Origin of the sequence: Bacillus sp. MUM 13, assembly GCF_001866725.1 — a bacterium.
Lineage (GTDB): Bacteria > Bacillota > Bacilli > Bacillales > DSM-1321 > Peribacillus.
Map to the genome: position 1 here is coordinate 1 of NZ_MLYQ01000046.1, position 26,223 is coordinate 26,223.

27 protein-coding genes and 3 pseudogenes are annotated in these 26,223 nt (G+C 37.9%); 13 read left to right on the forward strand and 17 right to left on the reverse strand.

Annotated elements, in window-relative coordinates:
• Positions 1–692 precede the first annotated feature (692 nt).
• Together BIV59_RS22845 and BIV59_RS22850 are read right to left on the reverse strand one after the other, a co-directional pair.
• Positions 693–1,265 carry a tyrosine-type recombinase/integrase gene (locus BIV59_RS22845; protein ID WP_083392167.1) on the reverse strand — a complete coding sequence of 191 codons (573 nt, stop codon included), beginning with the start codon at positions 1,263–1,265 and terminating at the stop codon, positions 693–695.
• Positions 1,266–1,454: 189 nt separating this feature from the next.
• Positions 1,455–1,661 carry a hypothetical protein gene (locus BIV59_RS22850; protein WP_083392168.1) on the reverse strand — a complete coding sequence of 69 codons (207 nt, stop codon included), beginning with the start codon at positions 1,659–1,661 and terminating at the stop codon, positions 1,455–1,457.
• 276 nt (positions 1,662–1,937) lie between these two features.
• On the opposite strand from BIV59_RS22850, the gene BIV59_RS13245 reads away from it, so the two are divergent.
• Positions 1,938–2,825 (forward strand): YitT family protein, encoded by an 888-nt coding sequence (locus BIV59_RS13245; RefSeq protein WP_071351975.1) that lies wholly within the window; start codon positions 1,938–1,940, stop codon positions 2,823–2,825.
• Positions 2,826–3,125: 300 nt separating this feature from the next.
• On the opposite strand, the pseudogene BIV59_RS13250 reads toward BIV59_RS13245, so the two are convergent.
• Positions 3,126–3,990, reverse strand: a pseudogene (locus BIV59_RS13250) (LysR family transcriptional regulator).
• Positions 3,991–4,110: 120 nt separating this feature from the next.
• Between BIV59_RS13250 and BIV59_RS13255 the strand changes: the two are divergent.
• Entirely contained in the window at positions 4,111–5,079 is a 969-nt protein-coding gene (locus BIV59_RS13255) for a cupin domain-containing protein (protein WP_071351976.1), read from the forward strand.
• 127 nt (positions 5,080–5,206) lie between these two features.
• On the forward strand, positions 5,207–5,443 hold the full coding sequence (locus BIV59_RS24445) for a DUF1450 domain-containing protein (protein ID WP_071351977.1): 237 nt from the start codon (positions 5,207–5,209) through the stop codon (positions 5,441–5,443).
• 549 nt (positions 5,444–5,992) lie between these two features.
• Here BIV59_RS24445 and BIV59_RS13265 read toward each other — a convergent pair.
• The 4 genes and pseudogenes from BIV59_RS13265 to trxA all read right to left on the reverse strand — a co-directional run bounded on the left by BIV59_RS13265 (position 5,993) and on the right by trxA (position 8,487).
• The gene (locus BIV59_RS13265; RefSeq protein ID WP_071351996.1) at positions 5,993–6,892 is read right to left on the reverse strand and encodes an aldo/keto reductase; all 900 of its coding nucleotides are present in this window, start codon (positions 6,890–6,892) and stop codon (positions 5,993–5,995) included.
• A gap of 147 nt (positions 6,893–7,039) precedes the next feature.
• Positions 7,040–7,756 carry an SDR family oxidoreductase gene (locus tag BIV59_RS13270; protein WP_071351978.1) on the reverse strand — a complete coding sequence of 239 codons (717 nt, stop codon included), beginning with the start codon at positions 7,754–7,756 and terminating at the stop codon, positions 7,040–7,042.
• A 126-nt stretch (positions 7,757–7,882) separates the two neighbouring features.
• Positions 7,883–8,083: pseudogene (locus BIV59_RS13275) on the reverse strand (DJ-1/PfpI family protein); the annotation flags it as partial.
• 89 nt (positions 8,084–8,172) lie between these two features.
• Positions 8,173–8,487 (reverse strand): thioredoxin, encoded by a 315-nt coding sequence (trxA, locus tag BIV59_RS13280; protein ID WP_071351979.1) that lies wholly within the window; start codon positions 8,485–8,487, stop codon positions 8,173–8,175.
• A 1,197-nt stretch (positions 8,488–9,684) separates the two neighbouring features.
• Here trxA and BIV59_RS13285 point away from each other — a divergent pair.
• The 3 genes from BIV59_RS13285 (at position 9,685) to BIV59_RS13295 (ending at position 11,912) form a co-directional block, all read left to right on the forward strand.
• Positions 9,685–10,113 (forward strand): RrF2 family transcriptional regulator, encoded by a 429-nt coding sequence (locus tag BIV59_RS13285; RefSeq protein WP_071351980.1) that lies wholly within the window; start codon positions 9,685–9,687, stop codon positions 10,111–10,113.
• A gap of 142 nt (positions 10,114–10,255) precedes the next feature.
• The gene (locus BIV59_RS13290) at positions 10,256–10,591 is read left to right on the forward strand and encodes an IDEAL domain-containing protein (RefSeq protein ID WP_071351981.1); all 336 of its coding nucleotides are present in this window, start codon (positions 10,256–10,258) and stop codon (positions 10,589–10,591) included.
• A gap of 577 nt (positions 10,592–11,168) precedes the next feature.
• Positions 11,169–11,912 (forward strand): SDR family NAD(P)-dependent oxidoreductase, encoded by a 744-nt coding sequence (locus tag BIV59_RS13295; protein ID WP_139194367.1) that lies wholly within the window; start codon positions 11,169–11,171, stop codon positions 11,910–11,912.
• A 702-nt stretch (positions 11,913–12,614) separates the two neighbouring features.
• Here the strand turns inward: BIV59_RS13295 and BIV59_RS13300 are convergent.
• On the reverse strand, positions 12,615–13,244 hold the full coding sequence (locus tag BIV59_RS13300) for a TetR/AcrR family transcriptional regulator (protein ID WP_071351982.1): 630 nt from the start codon (positions 13,242–13,244) through the stop codon (positions 12,615–12,617).
• Positions 13,245–13,613: 369 nt separating this feature from the next.
• Here BIV59_RS13300 and BIV59_RS13305 point away from each other — a divergent pair, with 369 nt between their 5' ends.
• Positions 13,614–14,204 carry a molybdopterin-dependent oxidoreductase gene (locus BIV59_RS13305; RefSeq protein WP_071351983.1) on the forward strand — a complete coding sequence of 197 codons (591 nt, stop codon included), beginning with the start codon at positions 13,614–13,616 and terminating at the stop codon, positions 14,202–14,204.
• Between the two features lie 196 nt (positions 14,205–14,400).
• Here BIV59_RS13305 and BIV59_RS13310 read toward each other — a convergent pair whose 3' ends face one another.
• Positions 14,401–14,835, reverse strand: coding sequence for an OsmC family protein (locus tag BIV59_RS13310; RefSeq protein WP_071351984.1), 435 nt, complete (start codon positions 14,833–14,835; stop codon positions 14,401–14,403).
• 425 nt (positions 14,836–15,260) lie between these two features.
• A complete protein-coding gene (locus BIV59_RS13315; protein ID WP_083392170.1) occupies positions 15,261–15,800 on the reverse strand; it encodes a CcdC protein domain-containing protein in 540 nt (179 codons plus the stop codon).
• Between the two features lie 184 nt (positions 15,801–15,984).
• Here BIV59_RS13315 and BIV59_RS13320 point away from each other — a divergent pair, with 184 nt between their 5' ends.
• Complete coding sequence (locus BIV59_RS13320) at positions 15,985–17,667, forward strand: alpha-keto acid decarboxylase family protein (protein WP_240501901.1); 1,683 nt, start codon at positions 15,985–15,987, stop codon at positions 17,665–17,667.
• 63 nt (positions 17,668–17,730) lie between these two features.
• Here BIV59_RS13320 and BIV59_RS13325 read toward each other — a convergent pair whose 3' ends face one another.
• On the reverse strand, positions 17,731–18,030 hold the full coding sequence (locus BIV59_RS13325) for a hypothetical protein (protein WP_071351986.1): 300 nt from the start codon (positions 18,028–18,030) through the stop codon (positions 17,731–17,733).
• 799 nt (positions 18,031–18,829) lie between these two features.
• Here BIV59_RS13325 and BIV59_RS13330 point away from each other — a divergent pair.
• Positions 18,830–19,129, forward strand: coding sequence for a hypothetical protein (locus tag BIV59_RS13330; protein ID WP_071351999.1), 300 nt, complete (start codon positions 18,830–18,832; stop codon positions 19,127–19,129).
• A gap of 803 nt (positions 19,130–19,932) precedes the next feature.
• Here BIV59_RS13330 and BIV59_RS13335 read toward each other — a convergent pair.
• A complete protein-coding gene (locus tag BIV59_RS13335; protein WP_071351987.1) occupies positions 19,933–20,394 on the reverse strand; it encodes a DUF4385 domain-containing protein in 462 nt (153 codons plus the stop codon).
• Between the two features lie 101 nt (positions 20,395–20,495).
• Between BIV59_RS13335 and BIV59_RS13340 the strand changes: the two genes are divergently transcribed.
• Positions 20,496–21,113: a chloramphenicol phosphotransferase CPT family protein gene (locus tag BIV59_RS13340; RefSeq protein ID WP_071351988.1), complete on the forward strand. Its 618-nt coding sequence runs from the start codon at positions 20,496–20,498 to the stop codon at positions 21,111–21,113.
• A gap of 44 nt (positions 21,114–21,157) precedes the next feature.
• Here the strand turns inward: BIV59_RS13340 and BIV59_RS13345 are convergent, their stop codons facing one another.
• On the reverse strand, positions 21,158–21,787 hold the full coding sequence (locus BIV59_RS13345) for a cupin domain-containing protein (protein WP_071351989.1): 630 nt from the start codon (positions 21,785–21,787) through the stop codon (positions 21,158–21,160).
• 127 nt (positions 21,788–21,914) lie between these two features.
• Here BIV59_RS13345 and BIV59_RS13350 point away from each other — a divergent pair, with 127 nt between their 5' ends.
• Complete coding sequence (locus BIV59_RS13350; protein WP_071351990.1) at positions 21,915–22,472, forward strand: GNAT family N-acetyltransferase; 558 nt, start codon at positions 21,915–21,917, stop codon at positions 22,470–22,472.
• 445 nt (positions 22,473–22,917) lie between these two features.
• Entirely contained in the window at positions 22,918–23,286 is a 369-nt protein-coding gene (locus BIV59_RS13355) for a hypothetical protein (RefSeq protein ID WP_071351991.1), read from the forward strand.
• 133 nt (positions 23,287–23,419) lie between these two features.
• Here the strand turns inward: BIV59_RS13355 and BIV59_RS13360 are convergent, their stop codons facing one another.
• The 4 genes and pseudogenes from BIV59_RS13360 to BIV59_RS24450 all read right to left on the reverse strand — a co-directional run.
• On the reverse strand, positions 23,420–23,716 hold the full coding sequence (locus tag BIV59_RS13360; RefSeq protein WP_071351992.1) for a putative quinol monooxygenase: 297 nt from the start codon (positions 23,714–23,716) through the stop codon (positions 23,420–23,422).
• 135 nt (positions 23,717–23,851) lie between these two features.
• Complete coding sequence (locus BIV59_RS13365; protein WP_071351993.1) at positions 23,852–24,490, reverse strand: nitroreductase family protein; 639 nt, start codon at positions 24,488–24,490, stop codon at positions 23,852–23,854.
• Between the two features lie 32 nt (positions 24,491–24,522).
• Positions 24,523–24,957 (reverse strand): MarR family winged helix-turn-helix transcriptional regulator, encoded by a 435-nt coding sequence (locus tag BIV59_RS13370; protein ID WP_071351994.1) that lies wholly within the window; start codon positions 24,955–24,957, stop codon positions 24,523–24,525.
• A gap of 264 nt (positions 24,958–25,221) precedes the next feature.
• A pseudogene (locus BIV59_RS24450) lies at positions 25,222–25,330 on the reverse strand (SDR family NAD(P)-dependent oxidoreductase); the annotation flags it as partial.
• Positions 25,331–25,439: 109 nt separating this feature from the next.
• On the opposite strand from BIV59_RS24450, the gene BIV59_RS13375 reads away from it, so the two are divergent.
• Positions 25,440–26,033: a kinase gene (locus tag BIV59_RS13375; protein WP_071351995.1), complete on the forward strand. Its 594-nt coding sequence runs from the start codon at positions 25,440–25,442 to the stop codon at positions 26,031–26,033.
• Positions 26,034–26,223 lie beyond the last annotated feature (190 nt).

Consider the following 26,223-nt stretch of genomic DNA (forward strand, 5'->3'; position numbering starts at 1 on the left):
CTCTTACACTGGATTTTTGCAATCCTAAAAAGGAATGAGCAGTTCCTAGACTTGGCTTAATCCACAATAAAAAGCATCTTATGAAAAACCTTCCAATTAATGTTTGGAGGGTTATTTGGCGTGTCTTCAAAAAGCATAACACGGAAGAAAATATATTTTAATAAGAAGTTCTTGACTCCTATTAGCTGGTTTAGTAAAGAGTTTTACAGCACATTTCAGGATGCCAGAAGAAAAACTGCCAATCCATTTTAGAATTGGTCACTCCGGCTATTATTTCCAAACGTTAATTCTTATGGTAAAAAATATCTCGATAAACCTTTGGCTGGAAAATCCAAACAAAGACCATGTGTGGAATAAATAGGAGGGTGACGGTTATCTGTATGGTTATAAAATGTCTACCAGGCCAAGCAATCTCCTATTGACTTGGATGGAAAGGCAGAATTAAAGTATCTATGCAGGCTTTAGACAGCAGGCACAAGTAAATAAAGATGATAAGCAACATGGTAAATTTTTCGGTCAATATTTTATAAGATTTTTTATTCGAGCCTGTCGCAGTTAGGGCTGTTATCGTAGCTTATACTTAACAAAGCTCTGTGTACGCTGGAGTTTTATTAATAACTAGAAGTAAGCAACCATCTTGACAGGGTAGAGGTCATTGATAAGGCTCTACAATAAAAGTCGAGTTTCTTCTATTATATAGTGGTTATTATATTAAAGATTTTTAAGAATACTGCTAGCATATTTTTATACCTCAAACCAGCCTGAACATACCGGTCAACCATTTCCCTGGTCTTATGACCAGTCTGCTTCATAATTGCTATATCGGTCATCCCCATCATGGCTGCACTGGTCGATATTCCGCTTCTCAAACTGTGTGCCGCAAAATCCAATTCATCCATACCGAGTTCCCAAATATATTTCTTTACGATCAAAGCAACTGATTTATCGCTTAAACGATCATTAATATTTCCATGCCGGTCAACAGAACGGAAAAGGGCACCGGTACTTATCCCCGAAACTTTTACCCATACCTTAGCTGCCTGTACCGGGCAAAACTCATTATGGGTATAGACCACAGCTTTAATCAAATCATCATTCTTCGTTTTTGTTTCCCTTACACGAACATCCATCCCAAGATCATTGATTTCCAGATCTTCTATATTGATGGCCACAAGTTCCGACCGTCGGCTGGCCAGGGAAAATCCCAATAATAAAATAGCTTTATCACGGATACCGATCAAACTGGAGGTATCTATCTTGCTGATGAGTCCCGGGAGGGAGGGGAAGCATCAAGGTCTTTTTTGATTGCTGCCGGGAACCGATTTCCCGTTTGATTCCTTCCATCATTGCCTGTACCTCGAGTGACTTGGTCGTGCTGGGGTGTCGTTTAAAACGATGGGCTTCACTGATGGAGGAAAGACGCCTTCTAAGTGTAGAGAATTTATGTGTTTCCGCTAGATCCGAAATGTAAAGGCATATTGTGCCGACATCAGCCGGAAGAGGGGAGCGTTTATTTCCTTTGCACCAATTGGTAAAATGCTGCCATCTGCTGTATAGCTTTTTTGCGTGTTCTTGCTCTTGGAGTTCTGCATGTAGAATTTGATTTTTTCGTGTTTCTCTTGTTCAATTTCCGGAAGCTGTTCATTTTCAGGTACAAGCATACTGACAACTCCTAACTACCTTTTTTTTCGTTCTAGGTTCCGATAACTATCTATTATAGGACTTAGAATAAAAGTACACAGTTAAGGGGGGGAAATAACAAAAAAATGCCCACAGGATATAGAGATGATTGCATCGAAGTTAGACACTGGTGTAGTGGAAGAATATCGAAGTGAGAATAATGGCACTATAATGTTATTGAGATGCTAAAAAAGGCATCGCATTTTTTTCGGCAAACGCAAACCATTAAGTCTAGGATTAATGGGGGGAGAATTCTTATGGATGCACTGGAAAGAAAAAAGAAGATACAACGTAAAAAATTTACAGTTAAAAATATTGTCAAAAGAGTTTTTTTAATTACGATTGGTTCCACTATTATGGCTTACGGGTTGGAAGCTGTTTTAATTCCAAATCATATTATTGACGGGGGCGTAACAGGCTTGTCCATGATCTTAAGTCATGTGACCTCAATCAACCTTAGTATATTTCTAATCATATTAAACCTGCCTTTCTTTTTCTTAGGCTATAAGCAAATCGGTGGCACCTTTGCTTTCAGTATGTTATATGGAATTATCGCTCTTTCTGTAGCGACTTCTTTCATGCATAATGTAAGCCCGATTGTAAATGATAAGCTACTCGCGGTGTTTTTTGGAGGTTTAGCATTAGGGTTCGGTGTAGGTCTAACCATTCGAAATGGTGGAGTTTTAGATGGTACCGAAACATTAGCGATTTTAATTGAGAAGAGGGCACCATTTTCTGTTGGTGAAATCATCATGTTTATTAATGTGATAATCTTCTCAATCGCAGTCTTTGTGTTCGGATTGGAAAACGCCTTATTTTCGATGCTTACTTATTTTATTGCCTTTAAAACGATTGATGTCGTAGAAAAAGGTTTGGAAGAAATGAAATCTGTATATATCATAAGTGATCATAATATTGAGATTGCGGATGCCATTACAGAGCGACTAGGTCGAGGAGTTACTTATTTACATGGAGAGGGTTCTTATTGTGGTCAAGACAGGAGAGTTATTTTATGTGTTTTTACAAGGTTAGAGGAAACAAAGTTGAAAGATATTATTAGAGCGTTAGACCCGCAAGCATTTATCATTACAACGGATGTATCTTCCGTTCACGGCGGACGATTTAAGAAAAAAGACATCCATTAATACAACGTACTTTAAAAATACACATTGAAAAAAGAAAAAATTTGAATAGTCATTGACAACAGATTTATTAGACATTTATATTTTATTTAATAAGTTAAAGACCAAGTAATTTAGCCTTAAGTTGGTTAACTCGTTAATTGAAACGAGTTTGACTAAAAGGATTTTCCCTTTTTCAATCTCCACCTCAAAATGCATAATAATGCATATAGATCCGCTTTTGAAATATTTCCTTCTTTTTTATGGATTAAATAAATCGTTCGGTCATTGTTTAAATCTAATTTGTGTTGTTAGAAAGCGTGTTTACCTCACTTCTTTTGCGATTTGGATAAAGGCTTTAACCAAAGGCGACTGATCGTTTTGGCGCCAAGAGATACCCATTGAAGCAGTGGGCAATTGATTATTTAGATCCAAGTAGACAACATCTTGGGTATGTAAATTCATAGCTGATTGGGGAACGACCGCAATTCCCAAACCGGCAGCAACTAAACCGATTACAGTTTGGAACTCAAGTGCCTCCTGCTGGATGATAGGGTTACATAGCGCTAGAATTTCGTTATAGAGAGCCGCCCACGTTTTTCGGGATAACATTACAAAAGGATAAAGACTAAGGTTGGATAGAGAGAGATTTTTTCTTTCTGATAATGGATGCTGTTTTGGGACTGCCAATACACAAGGGGTGGTGGACACAATTTCTGTACATAATGCATCGTTATTTACCGGCGGTCTCAAAACCCCTATATCAATTTTCTCCTCTCGCAATGCTTGAATTTGTATAGGTGTGGACATTTCAAAAAGATGTACTTGGACATCTGGATACAAGCTGCGAAATTCCCTAAGAACAGAGGGAAGGATGTCGTAGGTAGCCGACCCGACAAAACCAACATTGAGTGTTCCGAGTTCCCCGTGATGAGTACGCTGAGCATTTTCGATAGCACGATTAAGATGATCGAATATTTTTCGAACCCTCATCCAAAAACAATTTTCCAGCATCGGTTAATTCGACTTGTCGTTTATTTCGATAAAAAAGTGGAATACCTAATTCTTTCTCTAAGTTTTGAATTTGTAAGCTCAAGGGTGGCTGCGTAATTCGCATACGTTCTGCTGCGCGGCTGAAATTCAATTCTTCAGCTACAGCAAGAAAGTATTTCAGTTGTCGAAGTTCCATATTTATCACCTATCAGTTCAGTTATATATAAAATATATCATAGTGATATAAATTATATATTTCACAACTATTATCTATCAAGGTAAAATAGTATCATCAAAGGTGACAGGGGGATTAAATATGTCTAACAATGTACAATCAGGACAATTATTTGTGGGGGCTATAAATGAAAACTGGACTGGGGATGCTCGTTTCTATGAATATACTGCCGCAGCGGATCCGATTGGAAGCGGTGTCATAAGTCCGATCCCGGCAAAAGAGTTTGGGGCAGAATTATATAACTCTGGTGAAACTCGTATTGTAACGTTAGACCTTTCCAACGAGTTGAGAACAGATTATCCAGCAACAAGTCCATCTCTACTTGCCCACTTTATCCGAATTAATGCGGGCGAATCCATTGAAACACAACCAAATGCTACAAGCGAATTATATTATATTATCTCCGGCACGGGCAGCACGGAGGTCAATGGTGAAACGATTAATTGGAAGAAGGGTGATTTCTTGACTCTTCCATCTGGATCGGTTAGCCATCACATTGCAATAGAAGATACAACAATTTACTACATTTTAGATACTCCGCTTCTGAACTATCTAGGAGTTCAAGCAACAGAAGCGCGCTTCAAGCCGACCCTTTATACGGATGAACAAGCAAAGGCAAAATTGGGAGAGGTAGCTAATGCACCGGATGCCCATTTGAAGAATCGAATCTCTATTCTATTAAACAACCAAAAGTTTGATCAAACGCTAACGATTACGCATGTACTATGGGCGATGTTTGGTATCGTTCCTGTAGGATCTAACCAAGCTCCACATAGCCATAAATCAGTAGCTCTTGACTTTGTTGCTTATGCGGCTCCTGGTACGTATACGTTGGTTGGAGATAAAATAGATCCGGTCACACAACAAATTATTGATCCTATTCGCGTTGATTGGGTAACAGGAAAAGCTTTCGTTACACCTCCGGGATTGTGGCACTCTCATCATAATGAATCCGGGGAACCGGCATTTATCATCCCAATTCAAGATGCTGGTCTTCAAACATATCTTCGTACATTGGATATTCAATTTACGCATTATACTCAGGATTAAAGATGGCAGGCTCAAAACGAGGACCTTCTTTGGGCTAAAATAGGAAAATGGGCCATTAACGAGACCAGTATAAAAGCAAAGGTTTCTATGATGGTCCTTTTTATATTTTATCAAGAAAGGAAAAAGAATGAGAGTAGCTAAGTTTTGTGAACGAAACATTGAATACACTGAGGCTGATAAAGCCATAGAGAGCCTTCGGCTGAATTATAGAGATGATATTGAAATTCGTGTCGTCGATTGTTTCAGAAGGTGCTTGAAATGTAGAGTACATCCATTTTGCAGGATTCGGCTTACAACAATTGAGGCAAATGATGCGGAAGCTTTGGTAAAACAAATCCTTAAAGTTGTTCAAAGGGAAAATTAATAAAATTTTCGTATAAGAATGAAGGATTTGTCTCTGTAAAGGAAGTCCCAACATCGTCAGGAAGCCAATCGCTTTTTAAGAAAAGTCTTGGCTTTTTTGTCATGTTTTCAAACCTTGCAGGATTTTGAGTGGTCTTGAAATGATGTATATATCCTAACTAGTAATTTTGGCTTGAGTTTCTTCGTTTGCCCAATTCCTTAGCAACTTCTCTAGCTTTCTCAGAAAAAAAGAGCATTATCGACTTACACGGACATTTGAATAGATTGTAACATCTTGCACTTGCATGGAAGGAGGGGCAACAGCCACTACACCATGTTTTGCCAGGAAGGAATCCCAGAATGTTTTCCTATTTTTTTGTTAAATCACAAAAAAGTGATGATGAATCGTTTATATTAAACACTTCGTGAAATTGGCTATAAATTGGAGGAATCAAAAGGGGAAGCATGTGAAGAAATGTACTTTTGGACTCTGCTGGCAAATCAGAGTTTGAAAAGGGACATTGATAAGTTCTCCCAGGCAAAGAGAACTTATCCTTTGTCCCCATACATTTTATATAATATCCAACGGTGTTTTTCTTAGTGGTTTTGGAAATACCTCGTCAAGTCTGTTCAGATCTTCTGTGGTCAATTGAATAGTAGAGGCTTGAGCATTGGCTAAAACATGTTCTTCCTTAACAGCTTTTGGGATAGCAATTACGTTGTTCGAACGAATGGTCCATGCAAGAGCAATCTGTAATGGCTGCACATTGTATTTTTCTGCAATCTCAATGATGGTTGGATCGCTTAGTAATTGTTCTCTTAAAGTCCCTCCCTGGGCCAGGGGACTATAGGCCATAATTGGCATGTTATGTTCATGATGCCATGGCAGGAGATCATAATCAATCCCTCTGGAACCCAGATGATATAACACTTGATTTGTTACACACTTTTTTCCGTTTGCAGTATCCCACAACTCTTTCATATCATCCGTATCAAAATTAGAAACTCCCCATCTTACAATTTTACCATCCTTGCGCAGTCTCTCCATTCCTTCAATCGTTTTTTCTAAAGGAACACGGCCTCTCCAGTGCAAAAGATACAAATCAAGATGATCTGTTCCAAGTCGTTTTAGACTATTTTCACATGCGCTTTCAATCAAATCTAACCCTGAATGATGAGGGTATACTTTCGATACTAAAAAAACTTTATCTCTGCGCCCCTTGATTGCCTCGCCAACTAAACGTTCGGAATCGCCGTTTCCGTACATTTCAGCCGTATCGATTAGCTTCATGCCTAGTTCTATTCCAAGCTGCAAAGCTTTGATTTCTTTGTTTTTCGCTTGAGGATTTTCACCCATGTACCAAGTTCCTTGACCAATACTTGGAAGCAGGGTTCCATCAGGTAAAGTTACTCCACGTTTTTCAAGGGTATGCTTAATTTTTAATATTTTTTCATGGTCAGGTAAACTCATTTTCATCATTCCTTTCATATCTCACCTTGTTTTGCTCGAACTGAATCTCCAATCATTTCTCTTATTGAAAGTATGGATTATTTTTTAAAAAAATGTGGCTATACATTGTTGTAGTATAGCCACAAAAATAACATTATAATACTCACTTTATACCAAGTGAGCCCCGCCATCAATAAGTAGAACAGTCCCAGTTGTAAAACCATTTTTTACTAAATACACGTAGGCCTCAGCAATGTCTTCAGGCTGTGCCACGCGATTAACAGGCAGCTGCTGTGCAATGCTGCTATATAAATTTTGTCTTTGCTCGTCAGGCATCCCTCCGTAGAGCGGGGTGTCTACGATACCAGGTGAAACAACATTTATCCGTATAGGGGCCAGGTCTACTGAAAGCCCCCTAACCAATCCGTCGATCGCGGAATTGATAGAAGCAAGTGTAGTTGCTCCCTGTGGCGGACGGATTCCATAAACACCAGATGTCAATGTGATAGAACTGGTATCATTTAAGTACGGAATAGCAGCACGAACGGTTAAGTATTGCCCCCAAAACTTACTATCAAACGCTTCTTTAACATCCTCAACAGGTAAGTCGCTAAAATGACCCATTGCACCTTCACCTGCCGTAACGACAAGGTGATCAAATTTCCCTACCATTTTAAAAAAGTCAGCTAGTTTTTCTTCACTGCGAAAATCAATATTGTAGGCTTCCACATTACCGCCAATTACATTCTTTGCCTCCGATAGTTTTGCATCAGAACGGCTTGCAATAATGACTTGAGCAGATTCATCAAGAAATGCCTTTGCTGCGGATAATCCGATACCAGAAGTACCTCCTATTACGACCACACGTTTTCCTTTTAATGACATTGTAGAACCCTCCTTAAAAAAATCTTTTTAGGTTGTATCTGAAATCATTATTACATACTACTTTTAGTGAAATTAAAATAACCCAACGCTTTATTATTTTATTTTACCAATAGTTTTAATATAGAACTAACGTAATGCTTTAATAAGGGCTTTTCCAAATTCTTTGGCACTTTCTGGACCATCGCCAGTAATAATATCATTATGGGCAACAACATGCTGTTCAACATATTTAACGTCAACAGCTTTCAATTCGTTCTTTTGAACTTCTACTGGATAGCATGTTGCTTTCCTTCCAGAAAGCAAACCAGTTTTAGCAACTGTAGCCGAAGTAGTTACTTTTCCATCATGATCACGGCTAATTTCACCTGTCACAGATGGCAATGGTTACTTCGGCTCCTGCATTTTCAAAGTCTATATTACATATGCTTTGAAATTATTTCTGTCATAGCTTCTTTTGGATAGAATCCGATAACCTTATCTACAGCCACTCCGTCTTTGAATAGAATCAACGTTGGAATGCTCATGACTCCAAACTTGGCTACTGTTCCTGAGTTTTCATCTACATTAAGCTTGATAATCCTTACTTTGTCACCCATTTCACCATCTATTTCCTCCAATACAGGTGCTATCATTTTACAAGGACCACACCAAGGTGCCCAAAAGTCAACTAAAACTAAGCCCTCTTTAATTTCCGTGCTAAATGTTTGATCTGTTACGTGTGAGATAGCCATTATTATATCCTCCAATTCTTTCTTATAATATTAATGTATATAGAAAGTCAAAATTACGCTTCCTATTAATGTAATAAAAAAAGTTACAGTTTGTTTTTTATGAAACATACTGTAATAAAATAGTTTACAGTATAGACATTACTAAGTAAAGGTCTGGTAAATGTCCCTAACAAACAAAACTATTTTAAACTATTCAAATTGGTTGCTTCCTTTCAAAGGAATTACTGTAATTTTAATGTTTACAGTTTGTGAAGTCAAGAAAAATTAACTTGCTATTCCCAAATTACACTATAGAGGGTATACACGTATGAAAAGTACTTATCTTAGTTAGCGTTTGTGCCATTTTCGTAAGATCTGGTGGAGGAGGGGATAAGTGATCCTATGTTCGAAAATGACTAAGGTAAAAATAAACTATCTAAAAAGAAGAAGGAAAGGTTTAGACTGGAAATAAATGTCTCCATCATGTAAGTTTTTATAAGAGGAGAGGAAAAGAATTGACGGGATAGATACTTTAAAAGAAATACCTTGTTCATTTCAAAGTGCCGGTTGTGGGACAGTAACTCCTCTTGATAGTCGAGCCCGACTTCACATACGTTTCGTCGAGGTGAAAGCTTACCCAAAAATGAGTCACTTTTTCAATTAGAGTTGAGAACTATCACGATATTCCTGGGGGGAAGTGGATTCTCTGAAATTTTCTGTACCGACCCAGATGGTAATTCCTTTACAATTGATGATATTAATTCTAATTTTCGCTTGATAGAAGGTGGAACTAATGACATTGTTTCAACTAAATCAAAAACATTTCAGTTTTTGATCATGCAAAGGCATGAGTCACAGTAATATGAAAAATAAAGAGCAATATTTCAAACCCTCAACGGTTAAAACTAATCCTTGAAATCGCTGATTGAAGTATTTGTTACAGTTACATTTAAAGATAGAAATTATTAGTCCGATGTCATTGTATATAAAGAAATGATATGGAAAAATAAAAAAGAGCGGCACAATAAGTCAAAAGACAATGGGATATTTAAACGTATAACTGCCTAAACAAACAAGGATTTGGAACAAGCGTGTTTCCATTACTGCTTGACATTCCAAACTGTAATATTTATTATTACATTATGTTATAACTATTAAAAAAGTGAAAAGGACTACAGAATACTAAAAGCGCTTTTTTATTTCTTAGGGGGCAGGGCCATGAATAGTGATTTTACGCTTGCCGTTCATAGTTTAACTTTTCTTGCGTTGCAGTCAGACCGGATGTCAACAAGTGATGCTATCTCAGAGAGTGCTGGTGTTCACCCGGTACGCATTCGAAAAGTGTTAAGCTTGTTAAAAAAACACGGATTTATAAAATCAAAAGAAGGAACCGGCGGCGGATTTATTTTTACTTTAGACCTTAGCGAAATTAATCTTTGGGATATATATTTGATAACTTCTGAAGGTGCTCTGCAGCCAAAGTGTCCTGATTCAAATAAAAAGTGTATTGTGGGCGCGAATATGAAAAGAGTATTATTTGCAATTTTCTTTGGTGCGGAAGAACATTTGGGTGAGTATTTAAAGAACTATACAATTAAAGAAGTTGTTGATCTTGTAAATCAAGAACAAAATAGCGGCTGTGACTAATGGCTGTAGACTTCTAAATTATCATAAAAAAATTACAGATTCATCTGGGTGATATATCCCCGCTCACTGCAGCTCAAAAAGAGGTTCTTCTTTTTTGGGTACTTTCATAAATTACAAAAATAACTTAAGAAGGTGAAAATGGATGTTTACGAATGGTAATTCCGTTTTGAAAACAGGTGATTGGGTTAAGGGAAAATTAAAGAATGGGGAATTAATAATTGGTTTTATTGAGTCACAGAGTATTCTCGATGGAGTTGTTAAAGTAACGGTTGCTAAGAGTGACAATCGTGAAATGCTTGGCAAAACAATTTCGACTTTAAGTAAAAATGTTAAGAAACTTCCACTTTCTAAGGCGGTAAACAAGGAACAAATTCTATTTCTGATAGACTTGGCATTATTAACGGGGGATGAAGCATGGTTTATTGAGCTTTCTTCCAAGTTAAACTCCATCAATGAACTTGTTAATGTAGTACGTTAAACTTTATACACTGTTTGGAATTACGGAGTAAGAGGAAATGGAAAGCTTAATGCAAACTTCCTTGAAACAAGATGTAGTAACTTATTTTTAGACATTTTAAATAAAATGGTGTTTTAAATTAAGGCGGCGATTCGGCTGCCTTTTTTATGTGAGGAAACAATTAAAATTGCGCTAAAACTAAGAAAACAACTGGAAGATCCTAAAACAATAATTTAAAAAGGATTTGGAGTATTGAGAGAAGGGTATGAAACTTCTCTTTTTTTGTTTTTTTATTAATTATTAGAGGATGTCCAATCCAATTGTGATTTAAAAATAAAGAGCAAGTGTAATTATCTAAAGTTTGTAAGCTTAAGGAGTTAGAAATCTTTTAAAAAGTACATTTTACGAATGGTAGTTTATTGAAATGGACGTTTTTTACGTTCGTAAAACTAAAAGACAAACATTCCTATTTTAAAATACCTTAATGAATGCATTGAAACTTAAAAGTTTTGGAGTTGACAATCCAAAAAAAAACGAGTAGTATTTATTTTGTTGAAAATGGAGTAAACAATCCAAAAAATAAAGGAGATAGGATAAAATGAATACAAATCAATCTACTGCACTGATTACAGGAGGAACAAGTGGTATTGGACGGGAAGTTGCAAATAAACTCGCTGGACTTGGAATTCATGTCATTGTTGCGGGGCGTAATGCAAATCGTGGTGAGCAGACGGTTGCGAATATTCGAACTGCAGGAGGGAAGGCTGATTTCATTCAGACTGATCTTCATAACTCGTCGAGTGCCAGCAGCTTGGCGAAACGTGCACTCGAGCTCGGAAATGGTCATATTGATATACTTATCAACAATGCTGGAATTTTTCCATTCGGACCTACGAATGAAACAACGGAGGAAGATTTTGATAGTGTGTATGCACTTAACGTTAAAGTACCGTATTTCCTCGTTGCTGAACTTGCACCTAAGATGGCTGAAAGAGGCAAGGGGGCAATTGTCAATTTATCGTCGATGGTTGCCGATTACGGTGTTTCTGGTATGAGCCTTTATGGTTCGAGCAAAGCGGCCATCAATTTACTTACAAAATCATGGGCTGCTGAATACGGCCCAAATGGGGTTCGTGTTAATACCGTCAGCCCTGGACCGACGCGTACAGAAGGTACTGAGGTTATGGGCGAAGCTCTTGATCAGCTAGCCTCTCAGGCTCCGGCAGGCCGTCCAGCCTTGGCGGATGAGATTGCAGAGGCAATCGTCTTCCTTGCGACAGATAGTTCTAGTTTCGTACACGGAGCCAAACTCGCTGTCGATGGAGGACGCACAGCCGTATAAGATGACGCAAAAACGGTTTTAAAACTAAGTTTGATTGTATTCACGAAGAAATGTTAATTTTCGTTATACAAGTTTTAATCTTCCGTGTTATCTATTACTACCAGTAAAAAACCATTATAATGAAGTAAGAAAAGAACCTACTAAACCAAGCTGATGGAGGTATAGAGCCGAAATTAGCTTGGTTATTTTTCTTTGTTGATGTAGGCTGTTCATTATAAAAACGATGTTTTATTTAGGATGGCGGATTTCGGAGAGGAACTTCTGAAAAAAACGTTAACCAAATAAATCGACCATTTTAGATAACCAAAGTTCTCAGTTGGGTTAGGTCGGGCACATGGACATTAAAGGTTCTAATGACAAAACGGTGGTAAATGTTTTAAAACCGATAGTTCGTTATTAAAATGTTGTCCTTAGTTCCATATGCTAAAAAAACACACCATATACGTACGATTGGTGTGTTTTTACCATAACATTTTCTGAACCCTAAAAAGTACCTTCATCCTTTTGGGGGGGGAATTCTAATTTTGGAATCAAGTCTTTTTGTTAGTTACATTGTAGATTGATGAATTGCTTTCCTAGAGCAAAAAAAGAAAAAACATACGCCCTCCTTTATGATGATTTTTTTTAGATTAATATATGAAAAAGCATGCCTGTGCTATTTGATCATTCTTTTTCATATCTGCCATATTGCTTGGAGGCCCATTAAATGATGAACGAGCTGATATGTTCGAGCATACTGTCCAATCCAACTTCAAGTGGTAAGGACTCTTTGCGAACCTGTGTAAGAAGAAGCCCGCCTTGGAGTGCAGTCAGCAATGCAAGAGCAAGTTCATCTGGATTGGCATCGCTGCTCAGTTCACCGCGTTCTTGCATCGTACGCAGCCCTTTACGAATGTAATGCTCCCAATTCATAAATGCAGCTGCGAGCTCGTAACGAGCCTCAGGCTCAACGTCCGATAACTCACTAGCAAGAGAGCCGATTGGACAACCACCTCTGTATTGACGAGAGTTTTGAAGCTGTACAATCGCATCGCGCCAAGTTCTTAGGGCTTCCATGCTGTCTAGTTGGATTACCCAAGACTTTTGGGTACTTAACACTTGCTCAGTCTGATAAATAATCACTGCTTGAACTAGCGAGCGCTTCTCCTTGAAATAATGGTAGAGCTGGGACGCGCTGACCTGAGCTTTTTTTTGTACTTCTTCTACGGTTGTACAAGCAACCCCTTGTTCAAACATCAATTCTGCTGCAGCTTTAACGATTCGGCTACGAGTCTCTTCTCCCTTTTTCGTCAGCCGCCGTTTAGGTTTATTAACATCAATTTGTTTTTCCATATACGTATTATAACACAAAAATGGAGTTGACATTCCAGAAAAATATGATTATCATTTATCTATGATGAAAATGGATTAATTACTACAAAAATTATATGATATGAACATAAAATCTAAAATAGTTGCTTTTAAAGTGCGGTAAAGGGAGTAATACAAAGGAAATGACATAAAATAAAGTCCAACGAACCACTAGAATCGATTCTTATAAATTCTCCGGGATCAGCTGTAAACATAATAAAAAAGAAAAATAAGAACATGATTTAATTTTATCAATTAAGTGCAGTTCATAAATAAACCGGTTTGATTGCACTATTCGTGCAAACACTATTTAAAACACAGTGAATTACTTAAATAGAGGGATGGTGTATTATGGAAAAACAGCTTCCGCCCGGCCAATTTGAAACACAAAAATGGCCGATACTACACAATGGGGATGTTCCCAAGTTTAATGAAGCAACATGGAATTTCAGGATTTTTGGTGAGGTAAAAGAAGAAAAGTTCTTATCTTATCAAGAATTCATGGAGCTTCCGAAGACCATTTCAACCGTTAACATGCATTGTGTTACCACCTGGTCTAAATTTGATATTTCATTTGAAGGAATTGCACTAAGGGAGTTATTGAAATTTGTTGAAATCAATGAGGGTGTAAAATATATCAAAATTTACGGTTACTACAATGGTGACAGATTTGGTTATTCTGCAAATCTGCCGCTCGAGTCCTTATTAGGGGACGATTCTTTGTTTGTATACCGTTGGAAGGATAAAAATAATGATTGGCAGGATATTGATCCAAAACATGGTTATCCGCTAAGGTTTATTCCGCCAGAAGTATTTTATCTTTGGAAAGGATCCAAGTGGGTGTCAGGGATCGAGTTTATGAAGGTGGACGAGGCAGGATTTTGGGAAGAGCTTGGCTATTCGATGACAGCAAATCCATTTAAAGAAGAACGGTATCGTTAACACTGATGCTTAGATAAGAAGTAAAGAGGATCAGGATAGGGAACAAGGGCTATTCTGAGGATTATTTTTAATGTATTAGTTTTTCAATACTTAAAAAGGCAGCAGTTTGCCGCCTTTACCTTAATAGAGAATTTTAAAGAACCGTATTAAGTTGCAGGTCTGTGGTAAGAAGTTTTAGATCTTTGGATAAATAATATCATTTGGAAGTAACTTTGGCTTGAACTTCAATTTTAACATCTGCTTTTTTCAATATATTGCCGACATCACACCCTTTATCTGCTGCTTCTGTCGCTCTTTGTGCAGATAGAATCTGTTCTTCAGTTGCTTCAGCAGATAAAACGATGTTAGGATAATGAGTGATTTTAAACTCATTGTCAGATATATTTGCCTTAGAATTCACTGTAAGTTCCGCGACAGGCAGGTTTCTGCTTTCGAGTACAAAAGTAAGTGTTGCTGTATAACACGTCGTTACAGAGGCAACGAGAACCTCTTTTGGATTTGCTCCGTTACCACTACCTCCTAAGGATGTAGGAATAGCGATTTTGGTATTAAGGTACTCCGCTTTAAGTGTTCCATTTCCTGTTACCCCACCATCCCAAAAAGCATTCACATTTATTTTCATATCAGCCATATTACCACTCCTTTAGATTATTAATTTGCATATATATATTGCCCAATTTTCTAGTGAGTTATCAAGAAAATTCCATTCTAAATTTAGTAGGGGATTGTGAGTGTTGCATCAAACCCTCTTGATTTTCTATCATTATGGGATCTCCCGTGGGGCAGAGATTGCGGTCATAGTGACATCAAACACATACTCGCGTTTCGAAATAACTCTTCCATTCTGCGCTCAATACACTGATAGAGGTTTTAATTGCCCACTAGCTTATCCATATCATAGTAATTTAGAAGAAAGCAGTACATCGTAAGATTACAACGGATCATAATGATAAATATTGCTATTCTTGGAAAAGTGGTTCACATTATGCTGCTGAAAAACCTGAAAAAGACAGGAGTTAGGCTGCTTTAAGGTGCCTAAATCCCTGTCTATTTTGGTTAGCTGATCAGAGTGGTTTTGTTTTCCTGGTTCTTGATTTTCCCTTTTTTATAAACAAACAGATAAAAGCCAATGTAATAAACAACCAAAATGAAAAAAACGGCGATTGTTAATGGATCTTTCATGAAATGCTGGGAGTACTGAGAGCTGTTTAAGGTGTTCTTCTGCTGTCCCATTATTTGTATAAGGATAAGAAAACGGAATATAAAACGGCTTAGGAATAGAAGGAGTACAAGAGATTCTACCCATATGGAAGTCCTGTAATAGATGATGCCGCTGCGTAATTCAAAGGTGCTGTGCCTGATTCCGTAGAACAGCAGAATCCCGCCTAGAGCTATTCCAATGAGTGTATAAACAAAGGAAATAGGGTGGTTTACACAGCCTGCGATTAATAGAATGGCCACTAATGAAAAAATGAGAGTCCTCGCAATCAGCCTTCTTGCTTTATAAGGCTGAAAACCAATGGAACGCCTGATCCTGCGATATAAAAAGAATCCTACAATTAAAAACACATACAAAAACTGAAAATGATCATTCAATATTATCCCGCCTTTAAGGATTACTCTGCTGAATTTTGTGATATTGGCAATATGAAATTCAGCATCTGCTAATATTATACATTTTAAAGGGTGAAATGTTTTATTTTTTTTTGTTATTCTATAAACCGGATTAGCGGAAATATTCGGTGGTATATAATAATAAAAATGGCTGGGAGGAATTAATTTGTCATCTTTACAAACCTATAATCAAAACGCCACTCTTGGCGATTTTTTATTTGACTGCTTAAAAAAAGAAGGTATTACACATATTTTCGGGATACCGGGTGATTATAATTTCACCCTTTTAGATACGTTGGAAAATAGAAATGACATGACTTTCATTAACGCGAAAAATGAGCTGAATGCAGGATACGCTGCTGATGGATATGCCAGGGAAAAAGGAATTGCAGCAATGATCACGACGTTTGGTGTAGGAGAAATGAGCGCATGTAATGCTGTCGCAGGGGCTTATAGTGAAAGTGTGCCTATTATCCATATTGTCGGTTCACCAAAATCAGGGGACCAGCAATCCAAAAAGCTGATGCACCATACACTTATGGACGGTGATTATGATGTATTCAGGAAAGTGTACGAAAATATTACTGAATACACAGCGATACTAACGCCTGAAAATGCCGCATGGGAAATACCAGCTGCTATAATGACGGCAAAGAAAACAAAAAAGCCGGTGTATTTGTCGGTCAGTATTGATTTAGTCACAAAGCCAATACAAAAAATTTCCGGACAGCAAAATGAGCCTGTGAAAACAAATGACGAGTCTCTGAAGGCCGCCATTAATCATGCAGGGAAGCTTCTGGAAAATGCCAATAATGCTGCGATATTAACTGATAGGGATACAATGCGCTTTGGATTGCAAAAACAAGTAAAAGAATTTGCAGAACATGCAAAATTGCCTGTTGCTCAAACCATGCAGGGAAAGGGAGGCTTTGAAGAAACTCATCCTCTGTATATTGGAATGTATAATGGCCAGTTCGGCAGTGAGGCCGTAAAACGGATCATTGAAGAAGCTGATTGCCTTTTTATCATAGGACCGGTTTGGTCAGATGTTAATACCGCCAATTTTACTGCTGAATTAAATCAGGAAAATATTATTGAAATCCATCCAGGTTCAGTAAAAGTGGGACAAGCACAATACATGAACATCCTGGCCGGTGATATGCTTCTTTCCCTGATGGAACTGCAGTATCAAAATACTGAGCCAGCAGTAAAGCCTTCATTTCCTTACGAACGTACATCATTTGAACGAGAACAGCTCTTAGAGGCAAGGACATACTATCCTATAATAAAAAATAGCCTTAAGGAAAATGACATTGTTGTCGCTGAAACAGGGACATTTTCTTATGGCATATCACAAATCCAGTTGCCAAAAGGGGCATCTTATATAGCCCAGGGAGGATGGCAAAGCATCGGCTATGGGATACCGGCAGCTTTCGGCGCCTGCATGGCATCTGGAAATCGGCGTGTCCTGCTATTTACCGGCGACGGCTCGCTGCAGCTGACAGTCCAGGAGATTAGTTCCATGCTGGAAAATGACTGTAAGCCAATTATATTTATTTTGAATAACAAGGGATATACAATTGAAAAGTATTTAAATGTAAAAACAAAAAACCAAGATTACAACAATATTCCTGAATGGAAATACGAAAAACTGACTGAAATTTTTGGAGAAGGTGCCTTGTATAAAAGTGCTGAAACTAATGGAGAGCTGGAGGATGCCATTTCAGCTGCGGAAGATGCGGATAGATTGACGATTATTGAAATGATTGTAAAAGATCCGCTTGATGGCCCGGAGTATCTTGTTAAAATGCGCAGCTTTCTGAAAGAACAAGAAAAACAGCAGGCCTAAAGAGCAGTATGACGCTAAACAATTCATGATCCGCTTATATTGTTTGAGGGAAAAGTACCTTGATCAGCCTCTTTTGATATCTATTTTCAGCCAGTCTTCAATACTGCTGAGCCCTTTGTAATCACAAAGCATATCAGAATGCTCATGAAGGTACCTTTCACCGATTAAAGTAAGCTCTGCAGTGGATAAGTCATATTTTCCGTCTCTGTAAAAATCTGCATCTGCTATCAATCGATTTTTCACTAAATCAAAAATAATTTCACTCAGAAGAGTTGGGCTGAATTGCAGTTTCTGCCTTGTGAAATTTTTATTGCCCGTTTTTATTTCTTTTAGTATAGCAAGCTGCAATTTTTCCTTGAACATGGAAATTCCCCCTTCTATTAACGATACGCTGGGCCTGGCACAGGATTTTCATTATAAATGAATATGCAGCGAATGATCTGGATATTCCTGTCCGGCATGTAATATAAAGAAAAATATGTTGTTTGATAAATGTATTTATTACAAATTATTCTATTTTAGTAAAATATTAATGGTGGACATGGTTTGAACAGGTAAAGTACCATAAATATTGGAAGCAGTCTTATTGCTTTGATTGCTTTCTTTTTGCTCAGCGGGGCAGCCAGTTTGCGGAAGAACTGGCTGCCCTTTTATGTGTATATTTTAAGTAGTGTTCAAGCATATTGAACAACTTGTTGATCAACATTATCCTAAAGCTGCATGATGTATAAGCTTAAGGTAGAATGATTTGAAAATTCCTATTGGCCTAATCACTCATTTGAGAACGGAGGACCCTCATGTCATTCATGGAGGTCTTTTTATTATGCTAAAAATGAAAAAAAATTTTGGAAACCTGAATACAAGGGGTAGAGAAACCTTGATTTTCATAAGCATGTTAATGGTTTTTCCTCACATAAATTTGCTGTTTAAGCCATTTGGCCAAACCGGGGATTTCTTTCATACTTCCGTCTAATCTTATGGCACTGAGAACAATAACTAAGGGGACCGCAAGCAGGATTAATAAGTAAATGCCTTCTTGAAGGGTTAACACAAATTTAGAGAAATATGGGGAATTGCGTATGCATACTTAAATGGATGAGAATATTAAGATCGGAGTTTACCCGCTTTGCAGCCTAAAGAAAATATGAAAAGGGGAAAAATAATGCTGAAAAAAATTCAAGAATATCAGGAAAGACTCCCAGATCAGCATAAAGATCTGGCTAAGTACACACTCCACCTTGTTGAAGCGATAGATAAGCTGAATGAAGAACATAGAAGGTTAGTGGCTGTAAACGCTGTAGCAGGGATCAAACCAAATCCTGCAGAGGAAACAAGCTTTCAAGAGCATTTATCTGAATTGAAACATATTATTTTTCAGGAATTGGAAAAAACTGTGGAAGACATTGAACATAAGGGAGATAAGAATTGGCATCTGCATTTCAAAGATGGAGTAGACCGTTAAGTCTTCAAAACACGAATGTTTGTTGTTTTATTTAGGCTCTTTTCTTAAAGATTATTGTGAGATTATTGTTTTTTAATGAGTTCAGTGAGGCAATCATATTGTTAAATCAGGTTGATTGGAGCATAAGGTGCGAGACTCCTGCGGGATTAGCGGGAAGATGAGATCCCGCAAGCGTAGCTGAGGAGGCTCACCGCTCTTCCCGCGGAAAGCGAGCATCTCCTGCGGAAATCAACCACTTGTTGAATAGCAACAAAGTTTACGAAAACAGCCTTATATTTAACAGTTAAGGCCAGCATATATTTCTTTTAAGTGCCCCAAGCCGTTATCAAATGGCGGATGGTGAACACTCAGGAATTGGATATGTGGCGGGATGCGGATATTGGTTTATTTTTGTATTTGAGAAGATGAACAGTGTTTAATGGAAGAGAATGAATATTGGCTTAAGACACTGTTTAAATGAGAAGACTAGCGGGACCATGCCGGACAATAAGGTTATTGGTGTTTGTGGCTTTGCGAAAGATTGGTATAGATCTGGATGGCAGGAAAAAAAGATACATTGTTCAGCAGCTCTATAAAAGCTTGAAAAAAGGCGTGTTATTTTGATGGTTATTGTGTTAAATTGAATTATCGGAGTAGTTCGTTTTTTGTGAAAAAATTTGTGATTTTTCTAAGGATGAAGCCCCTTTTAAAATAATTAATAGAAGGGATATCCGGTTTGCAGAAGAAACACTGAACTTTAGTAAAATAGGGCAATCAGGTATATAGGCATCTCAGAAAAACTTAAGGTGCCCCTGTCCTTAAGTTCATCCGTATTTTTCCTGATGCATTTTCTTCAGTGCAAGGTAATCTTGATCCTCTCTTGCCAGCTTCCACTTTTCCATGAAGATGCTTGCTGATTCAGCTTTGACTGGATCGTTTTGCCGTTCCTTCACTTCGCCGTCCTGTTTATATTTTTTTCCGCCTTTATAATTGGTATAGCGGCGAGCCCTTGTATAGCCCATCTGAAGGAATTTTCTCGCCATGTCCATTCCGACGAAATCTTTGCTGGATTTGTAGTCGAGGAACTGCTGATAAATTTTATTTGAAGACTTTTCTGCTATTTCCGGAGTTTTAAAACGCCAATGAGGCAGTATTTCACTTTTATAGGGCTCTACCATCAAGACACCCTGCTCACCCCGGCCTACACGGTATAATTCTGGATGCTTACGGAAATCTATGCTGCCATAATCAAGCGAGTAATCGAATTCCTTTTTTTGTTTGTTCAAATTGTTCACTCCTTCAATTTTGATTTACCCTAATCGTGAAAATCTATTCATTTCTTCTATTATTAAATCTTCTATATCTATTAAAAATAAGGAGGGCCGTCATGCAGCAGGTAAATAAATATGGACAAATAATAATCCTAAATGGCACACCAAGATCCGGAAAGTCCAGTATAGCAGCAGTTATACAGGAAACCTTCGAGGGAATATGGATGAACCTGGGGACAGATCATTTTATGCAAATGACTCCAGAACGCTTTCAGCCGGGAATAGGGCTGCGTCCCGGCGGTGAGCGGCCAGATCTCGAGCCTTTCATTGTGAAGCTTTATCAGGGTATGTATGAAGCTATTGCCAGTCACAGCAGGCTTGGAATTCATGTTGTTTGTGATGTGGGGCACCATGATGGCTATTCTCAGCCGCTTGGAATCCTTCCAATGTGTGCTAACATTTTGGAGGGGCTACCAGTATTATTTGCCGGTGTGTTTTGTCCTATCGATGTTGTTATGCAGAGGAGAATTAACACATGGCAAAAAGGATATGATGCGGACGGAAAAGTGCCGCCTCCTGTTGAATTATGGCAGGAGGCCGTCCATGTTCCTGGAATTTATGATATTGAATTAGACACATCCATTCACAAACCGGCAGAGTGCGCTGATATCATCCGGCATCATCTTAAAAATGGCCCCCCTGCAGCTGCTTTTCACATGTTGCAGAAAGTATGATCCGTTCATCATACATATGAAATTGGATTAATGTATGAGTGATGTCAGCGGGGATAATTGTATGGTTCATATGAGTTCATAGGGGGGTTCTGATAATAGTGCTCGTTATGATGGCGGGAATAGTTCCCGTAATCATGTCTTTCGGCACAATTTTTGGCAGGACCGATAAATGTATTGGGCTGTATAGGCGCTATAGTACTTTTCCATTGATTTTCATTCATACAGTACGTTTTTGCCATAATATCTGCAGGAGTGAACTTTAGCAGGTCAGATCCTAAAATAACTTCAGGCTCGGAGGCATTAAATATGGCAAGCAGATGTGTTTCATTCTCAGAAGCCACTTCATAATGCCACCATCCATGTGGGACATTGGCAACCTGCCCAGGCCTGATGGGATAGTTTTGAAACTGTTTAGTAAATGGGTTGAAAATGGAAACAACTGCAGAACCTGAAATGCAATAAACGAGTTCTGCCGCATTTTGGTGATAGTGTGGTTCAATTACATTATTCGCGCTTAAGAAAATGTCTAGCAAAGACACATTATCAAGCGTGTTCAATTGTTTAATTCCTAATACATTAATGAAGTTACGCTTATCTTTTTTAAATGTTTTGCTTTTGTTTACATCATAGGTGAATTGTGCAGCAGGAGAGGAATAATCAATATTTGCAGCCATTTATGTTCCATCCTTTATCATAAACTTATTTGGTACAGATAAGTTTATGCAGGCAAACAGGGATGGTGCTTACATAAAATTGAAGCAATACTTCTTTTATCAGAAATCAATAAGGGGGAACCTGCCTGTGTTTTCGTTTCGCGTAGATAAAGAGATTGAAATAGAGCTATTGCAGCAGCATCATAAAGAAGAATTATACCAGCTTATTGATGAAAATAGAGAGTATCTGAGGAAGTGGCTCCTGTGGGTAGATAAGAGAAAATCAGCAGGAGACTTTGAATCCATCATTCCTATATGGCTTACAAATTATGCGAATAATAATGGATTTGATGCTGGAATCCGATTTCATGGAAAATTAGCCGGCATGATTGGCCTGCAATATATTGACTGGAACAATAAGACAGCGGGCATAGGTTACTTTTTGTCTGAAAATGCACAAGGTAATGGGATTATCACCAAATGCATACAATCTTTAACAAGATACTTATTTGATGAAATGAAGTTAAATCGAATAGAAATACAATGTGCAGCAGGCAACACAAAAAGCATAAAGGTGCCTGAGAGACTCGGATTTACAGCAGAGGGCATTAAAAAGGACGGACAATGGCTGTATGACCACTATGAGGATATTATTATCTATAGTTTGTTAGAAAAGGACTGGAGAAAGATGATGGGAAAGCTTTAGTTCTGAAACGGTTTCGAAGAATATTCCCGTGAATACGAAGGACTTAATATTGACCAGAGAGGGATTAATTTATAGAAAAGTACAATGTTACGCTATTTTTTAAAAGCTGTTTTCATAAACTTTGCTGCAATGAAACATAGTGGCTGATTTCCTCTCCAGGATGCCCGCTTTCCGGGGGGGAGCCTGTGAGCCTCCTCGGCTGTGCAGCGTGAGTTCCTATTTTGCTAATCTAAGCTGGAGTCTCGCACCTTACGTTCCATTCAACCTGACTTGATAATGGGGACGCTTCACATAACAAATTAAAAAAACAAAAATCTTTAAGAAAAGAGCCTTTTTTAATTAATAACTCCTTATTCCAAATTTAACCATGTTCAGTTATAATACTGATATTATGTATCATAACCAATTGGTTCCAGATGAATTTTTTTGAGAAAGGAGAGGGGAAATGAAAAATAACTATAACTGGATTCCGGCACTGATAATCTCATTGGGCATTATCATTGGAGGCTTTTTGGATTCTGCAAAGGCAACAACGGTTTCTGTCAATTCACAGACAAAAGAGCAGAATAAGGCGCATTACTTGCTTACAATTGGAGAAGCATCAAAGGTTTTAGGTATAACTGTCCCTGAGATGGAGGTTATTTTACATACTGAAAAAAGTGAATCTGAACCAAGTGAAAAGATGCAGTATATATATATTGACAAAAAACAGTATTTTACCGCAGCGAGCCTTTTGAAATGGGCTGAAAACAGCATGTCACAGCAGAGAGTATATCAGGGAGGGCGTTTATTTCGCGCCGGAGAGCTTCCATAATCTTGCTGGCTGACAGAATTTCCAAGACTGTTGAAAGTATAAAAAACAAAAAATTCATTTTTGGTTCATACAATAAAACTCAGCAGCTGCAAAAGTAATATGCTCATGCAGCTGCTGAGTAATGTTGCTGAATTTATCTTTTTAGGGGCTCTCCGTTAAATACTTTCACATCTAATGGAGCAGTCAGAAAATTGCCGGCTGCAGCTGTAAAAGATGTAAAATGGGAGCTTTTATTATGGCTTTCAACAGCTTGGGGATCCTGCCATACCTCTACCATTGTATATACATTTTCTTTTTCTGTGTGCTTGTATAAGTCGTAAGAAATGTTTCCTTCCTCGGCTCTTGAAGCATCGATGAGCGGTGAGATTTCTTTTAAGAATTCCTCGTGTTTTGCTGAGTCTATAGTAAATCCTGCATGAATGATTAACATATTAACATTCCTTTCAGTGTCGCTTACAGCACTATAGAAAGAACTGCAGCACATTAGTTAGAGTTGGGCACTTTTCAATTTTTCATCTATATTACCTGAGCGGCATTTGCCCGCTTTGTTCAAAGGTGCTTTCTGTTATTTCCATTGTGCAACTTTTTCAAGCGGAAGACGTACGGACTGATAGCCTGTTCCAGCTGCTTTGCCGATTGAAATCAGCATTACTGGCACAAAGCGGTCTTTGTCTAATCCAAAAGCTTCGGCAATTTTATCTTTTTCATATCCGCCAATCGGACAAGTATCATATCCATGTGCGCGGGCAGCAAGCATGAGCTGCATGGACACTAAACCGCCGTCAATTAAGACAGTCTCTTTATTAGCTTCTGGAGCAAGAGAGGAAAAATGCGCTGTAAGGCTATTCATCATATTTTCTTTAACATCCTGCGGCATAAAGCCCATTTCGACTGCTTTGCTGTATATTTCTTCGCCGTAATCAAAGTTATTAAGATCACCGAATACTGCGATCATCGCCGAAGATGTTTCAACCTGTGGCTGGTTGAAGCGGGCAAGCGGCGCTAATGTCGCTTTTGCTTCTTCACTTTCGATGACGAGGAAACGCCATGGCTGCATATTCACAGAGGAAGGTGCAAGAGTCGCTTCCGTAAGGATTTCTTCCATTTCTTCTTTGCTGATTTTTACCGAAGGATCGTAGCTTCTGATGGAACGGCGTCCTGTAATGATTTCTTTAAAGTCGTTGATATAAGTTGTGTTTGTCATTGATGTTTCTCCTTAAATGAAAGTGATATGAATTAAGCCCGGATGTGTTTTATATTGCTTTTCATTCTGTTAAGCATATCTAAAAGCTGATTGCATTCATCATTTGAAAAGCCATCAAGCATTTGAGCTACAAAAAATGCTTTTTCATCACGCATGGAAATGATTTCATTGCGCCCATGATCTGTAAGCTTAACCAATGTGATCCTATTATCATCCGGGTTTCTTCGCCTTGATACCATGCCTGCAGTTTCAAGCTGTTTTAGATGCCTGGTAACAGCGGCACTGTCGATGTTGACCTCTTTTTGAAGAGCAGTTTGACTGATTTCGTCAGCCTGGCAAAGCTCATGCAATAAATCCAGGCGTGACTGGCTTATGCCGGTGCACTTTTCGAACTTTGGGCTAACCTGTTTGTGCAGCTCATGCAAAGCATATAGAATAAGACCTTTTTCAGAACATGAATCGGCCAAGGTATGCCTCCTTCATATTAATTGAGCCATCAATTATTGATGGCTCAATTAATATAAATCATATACTAAAAAAAATCAAGCAGCAGGATTAATTATAGTTCTGTAAAATTTTTATACTGATAAATGGATCGGAGGATGGGTGTTGTTAGATATTCAGAACTCGCGACCCGAGGGGAACCCCTCTAAACCTGCAAAAAGCTCTCAGGTGAAACTAGCTGCTGGCAGTTTGTGATCCAAGGACATATTAATCGGTAAATTTCCTAGTCAATCTCTAGTTGAAGAACCAGCAGCGTAATTAAAGAGCGGATCTTTTTAGCTCGAACTCGTAGGTAAGGCCATCTACAATGCCAACCGTCTTTTCACTGTCATGCAATTTGCTCTGTGATTATTAAAGGATCTTAGAAGGGTAGTTTATCTATCCCAATCTATAAAATTTGATTGTACAAAGTAACCAATTAATGAACAAAGGGGAAGAAAGATAGATGGAAAATGATATCAATATTCTTTTAAAGCAGATAAAGGAAAATCATACTGGAAATCGTTATATCGCTGGAATTGATGGCTTAAGCCGATCTGGCAAAACAACGCTTGTGAATCACTTAAGCCATTATTTAAAAAAGAACAATATTCCATATGTTATTTTTCATATTGACGATCATATTGTGGAAAGAAATAAGCGGTATAACACAGGAGAAGAAGAGTGGTACGAATATTACAGCCTGCAGTGGGATGTAAAATGGCTGTCACACCATTTTTTCAAAAAACTAAAATCCGCACAGATGCTAAGTCTTCCGTTTTATGATAATGAAAGGGATACATGTGAATTTCGCGATATTTATCTCCCTGAGAGATGTGTAATCATAATAGAAGGTGTATTCCTGCAAAGAGAAGAATGGAAAAACCACTTTGATTTTCTCGTGTTTCTGGAATGTTCTAGAGAAAAAAGGTTTCTTCGGGAAAATGCGGAAACTCAAAAAAAAATCGAAAAATTTAAAAATAGATACTGGAAAGCTGAAGAACACTATTTACATACTGAATTTCCAAAAGAAAATGCCGATTTCCTTATTGAGGGATAGGCTTTTTTTATAATATATATATTTTAATTTATACCTCGATAGAATATATTGGATTCTTTCATATCCTTAACTTGCTAAATATCATAACTTTCCTTTTATAAGGAGAGAGGAATTCCAGGGTTCTCTTTTAAAATCAATTTTACTGCAGATTAAAAAATAAACTAAAAGTAAGATATAAAAAATTTAAAGA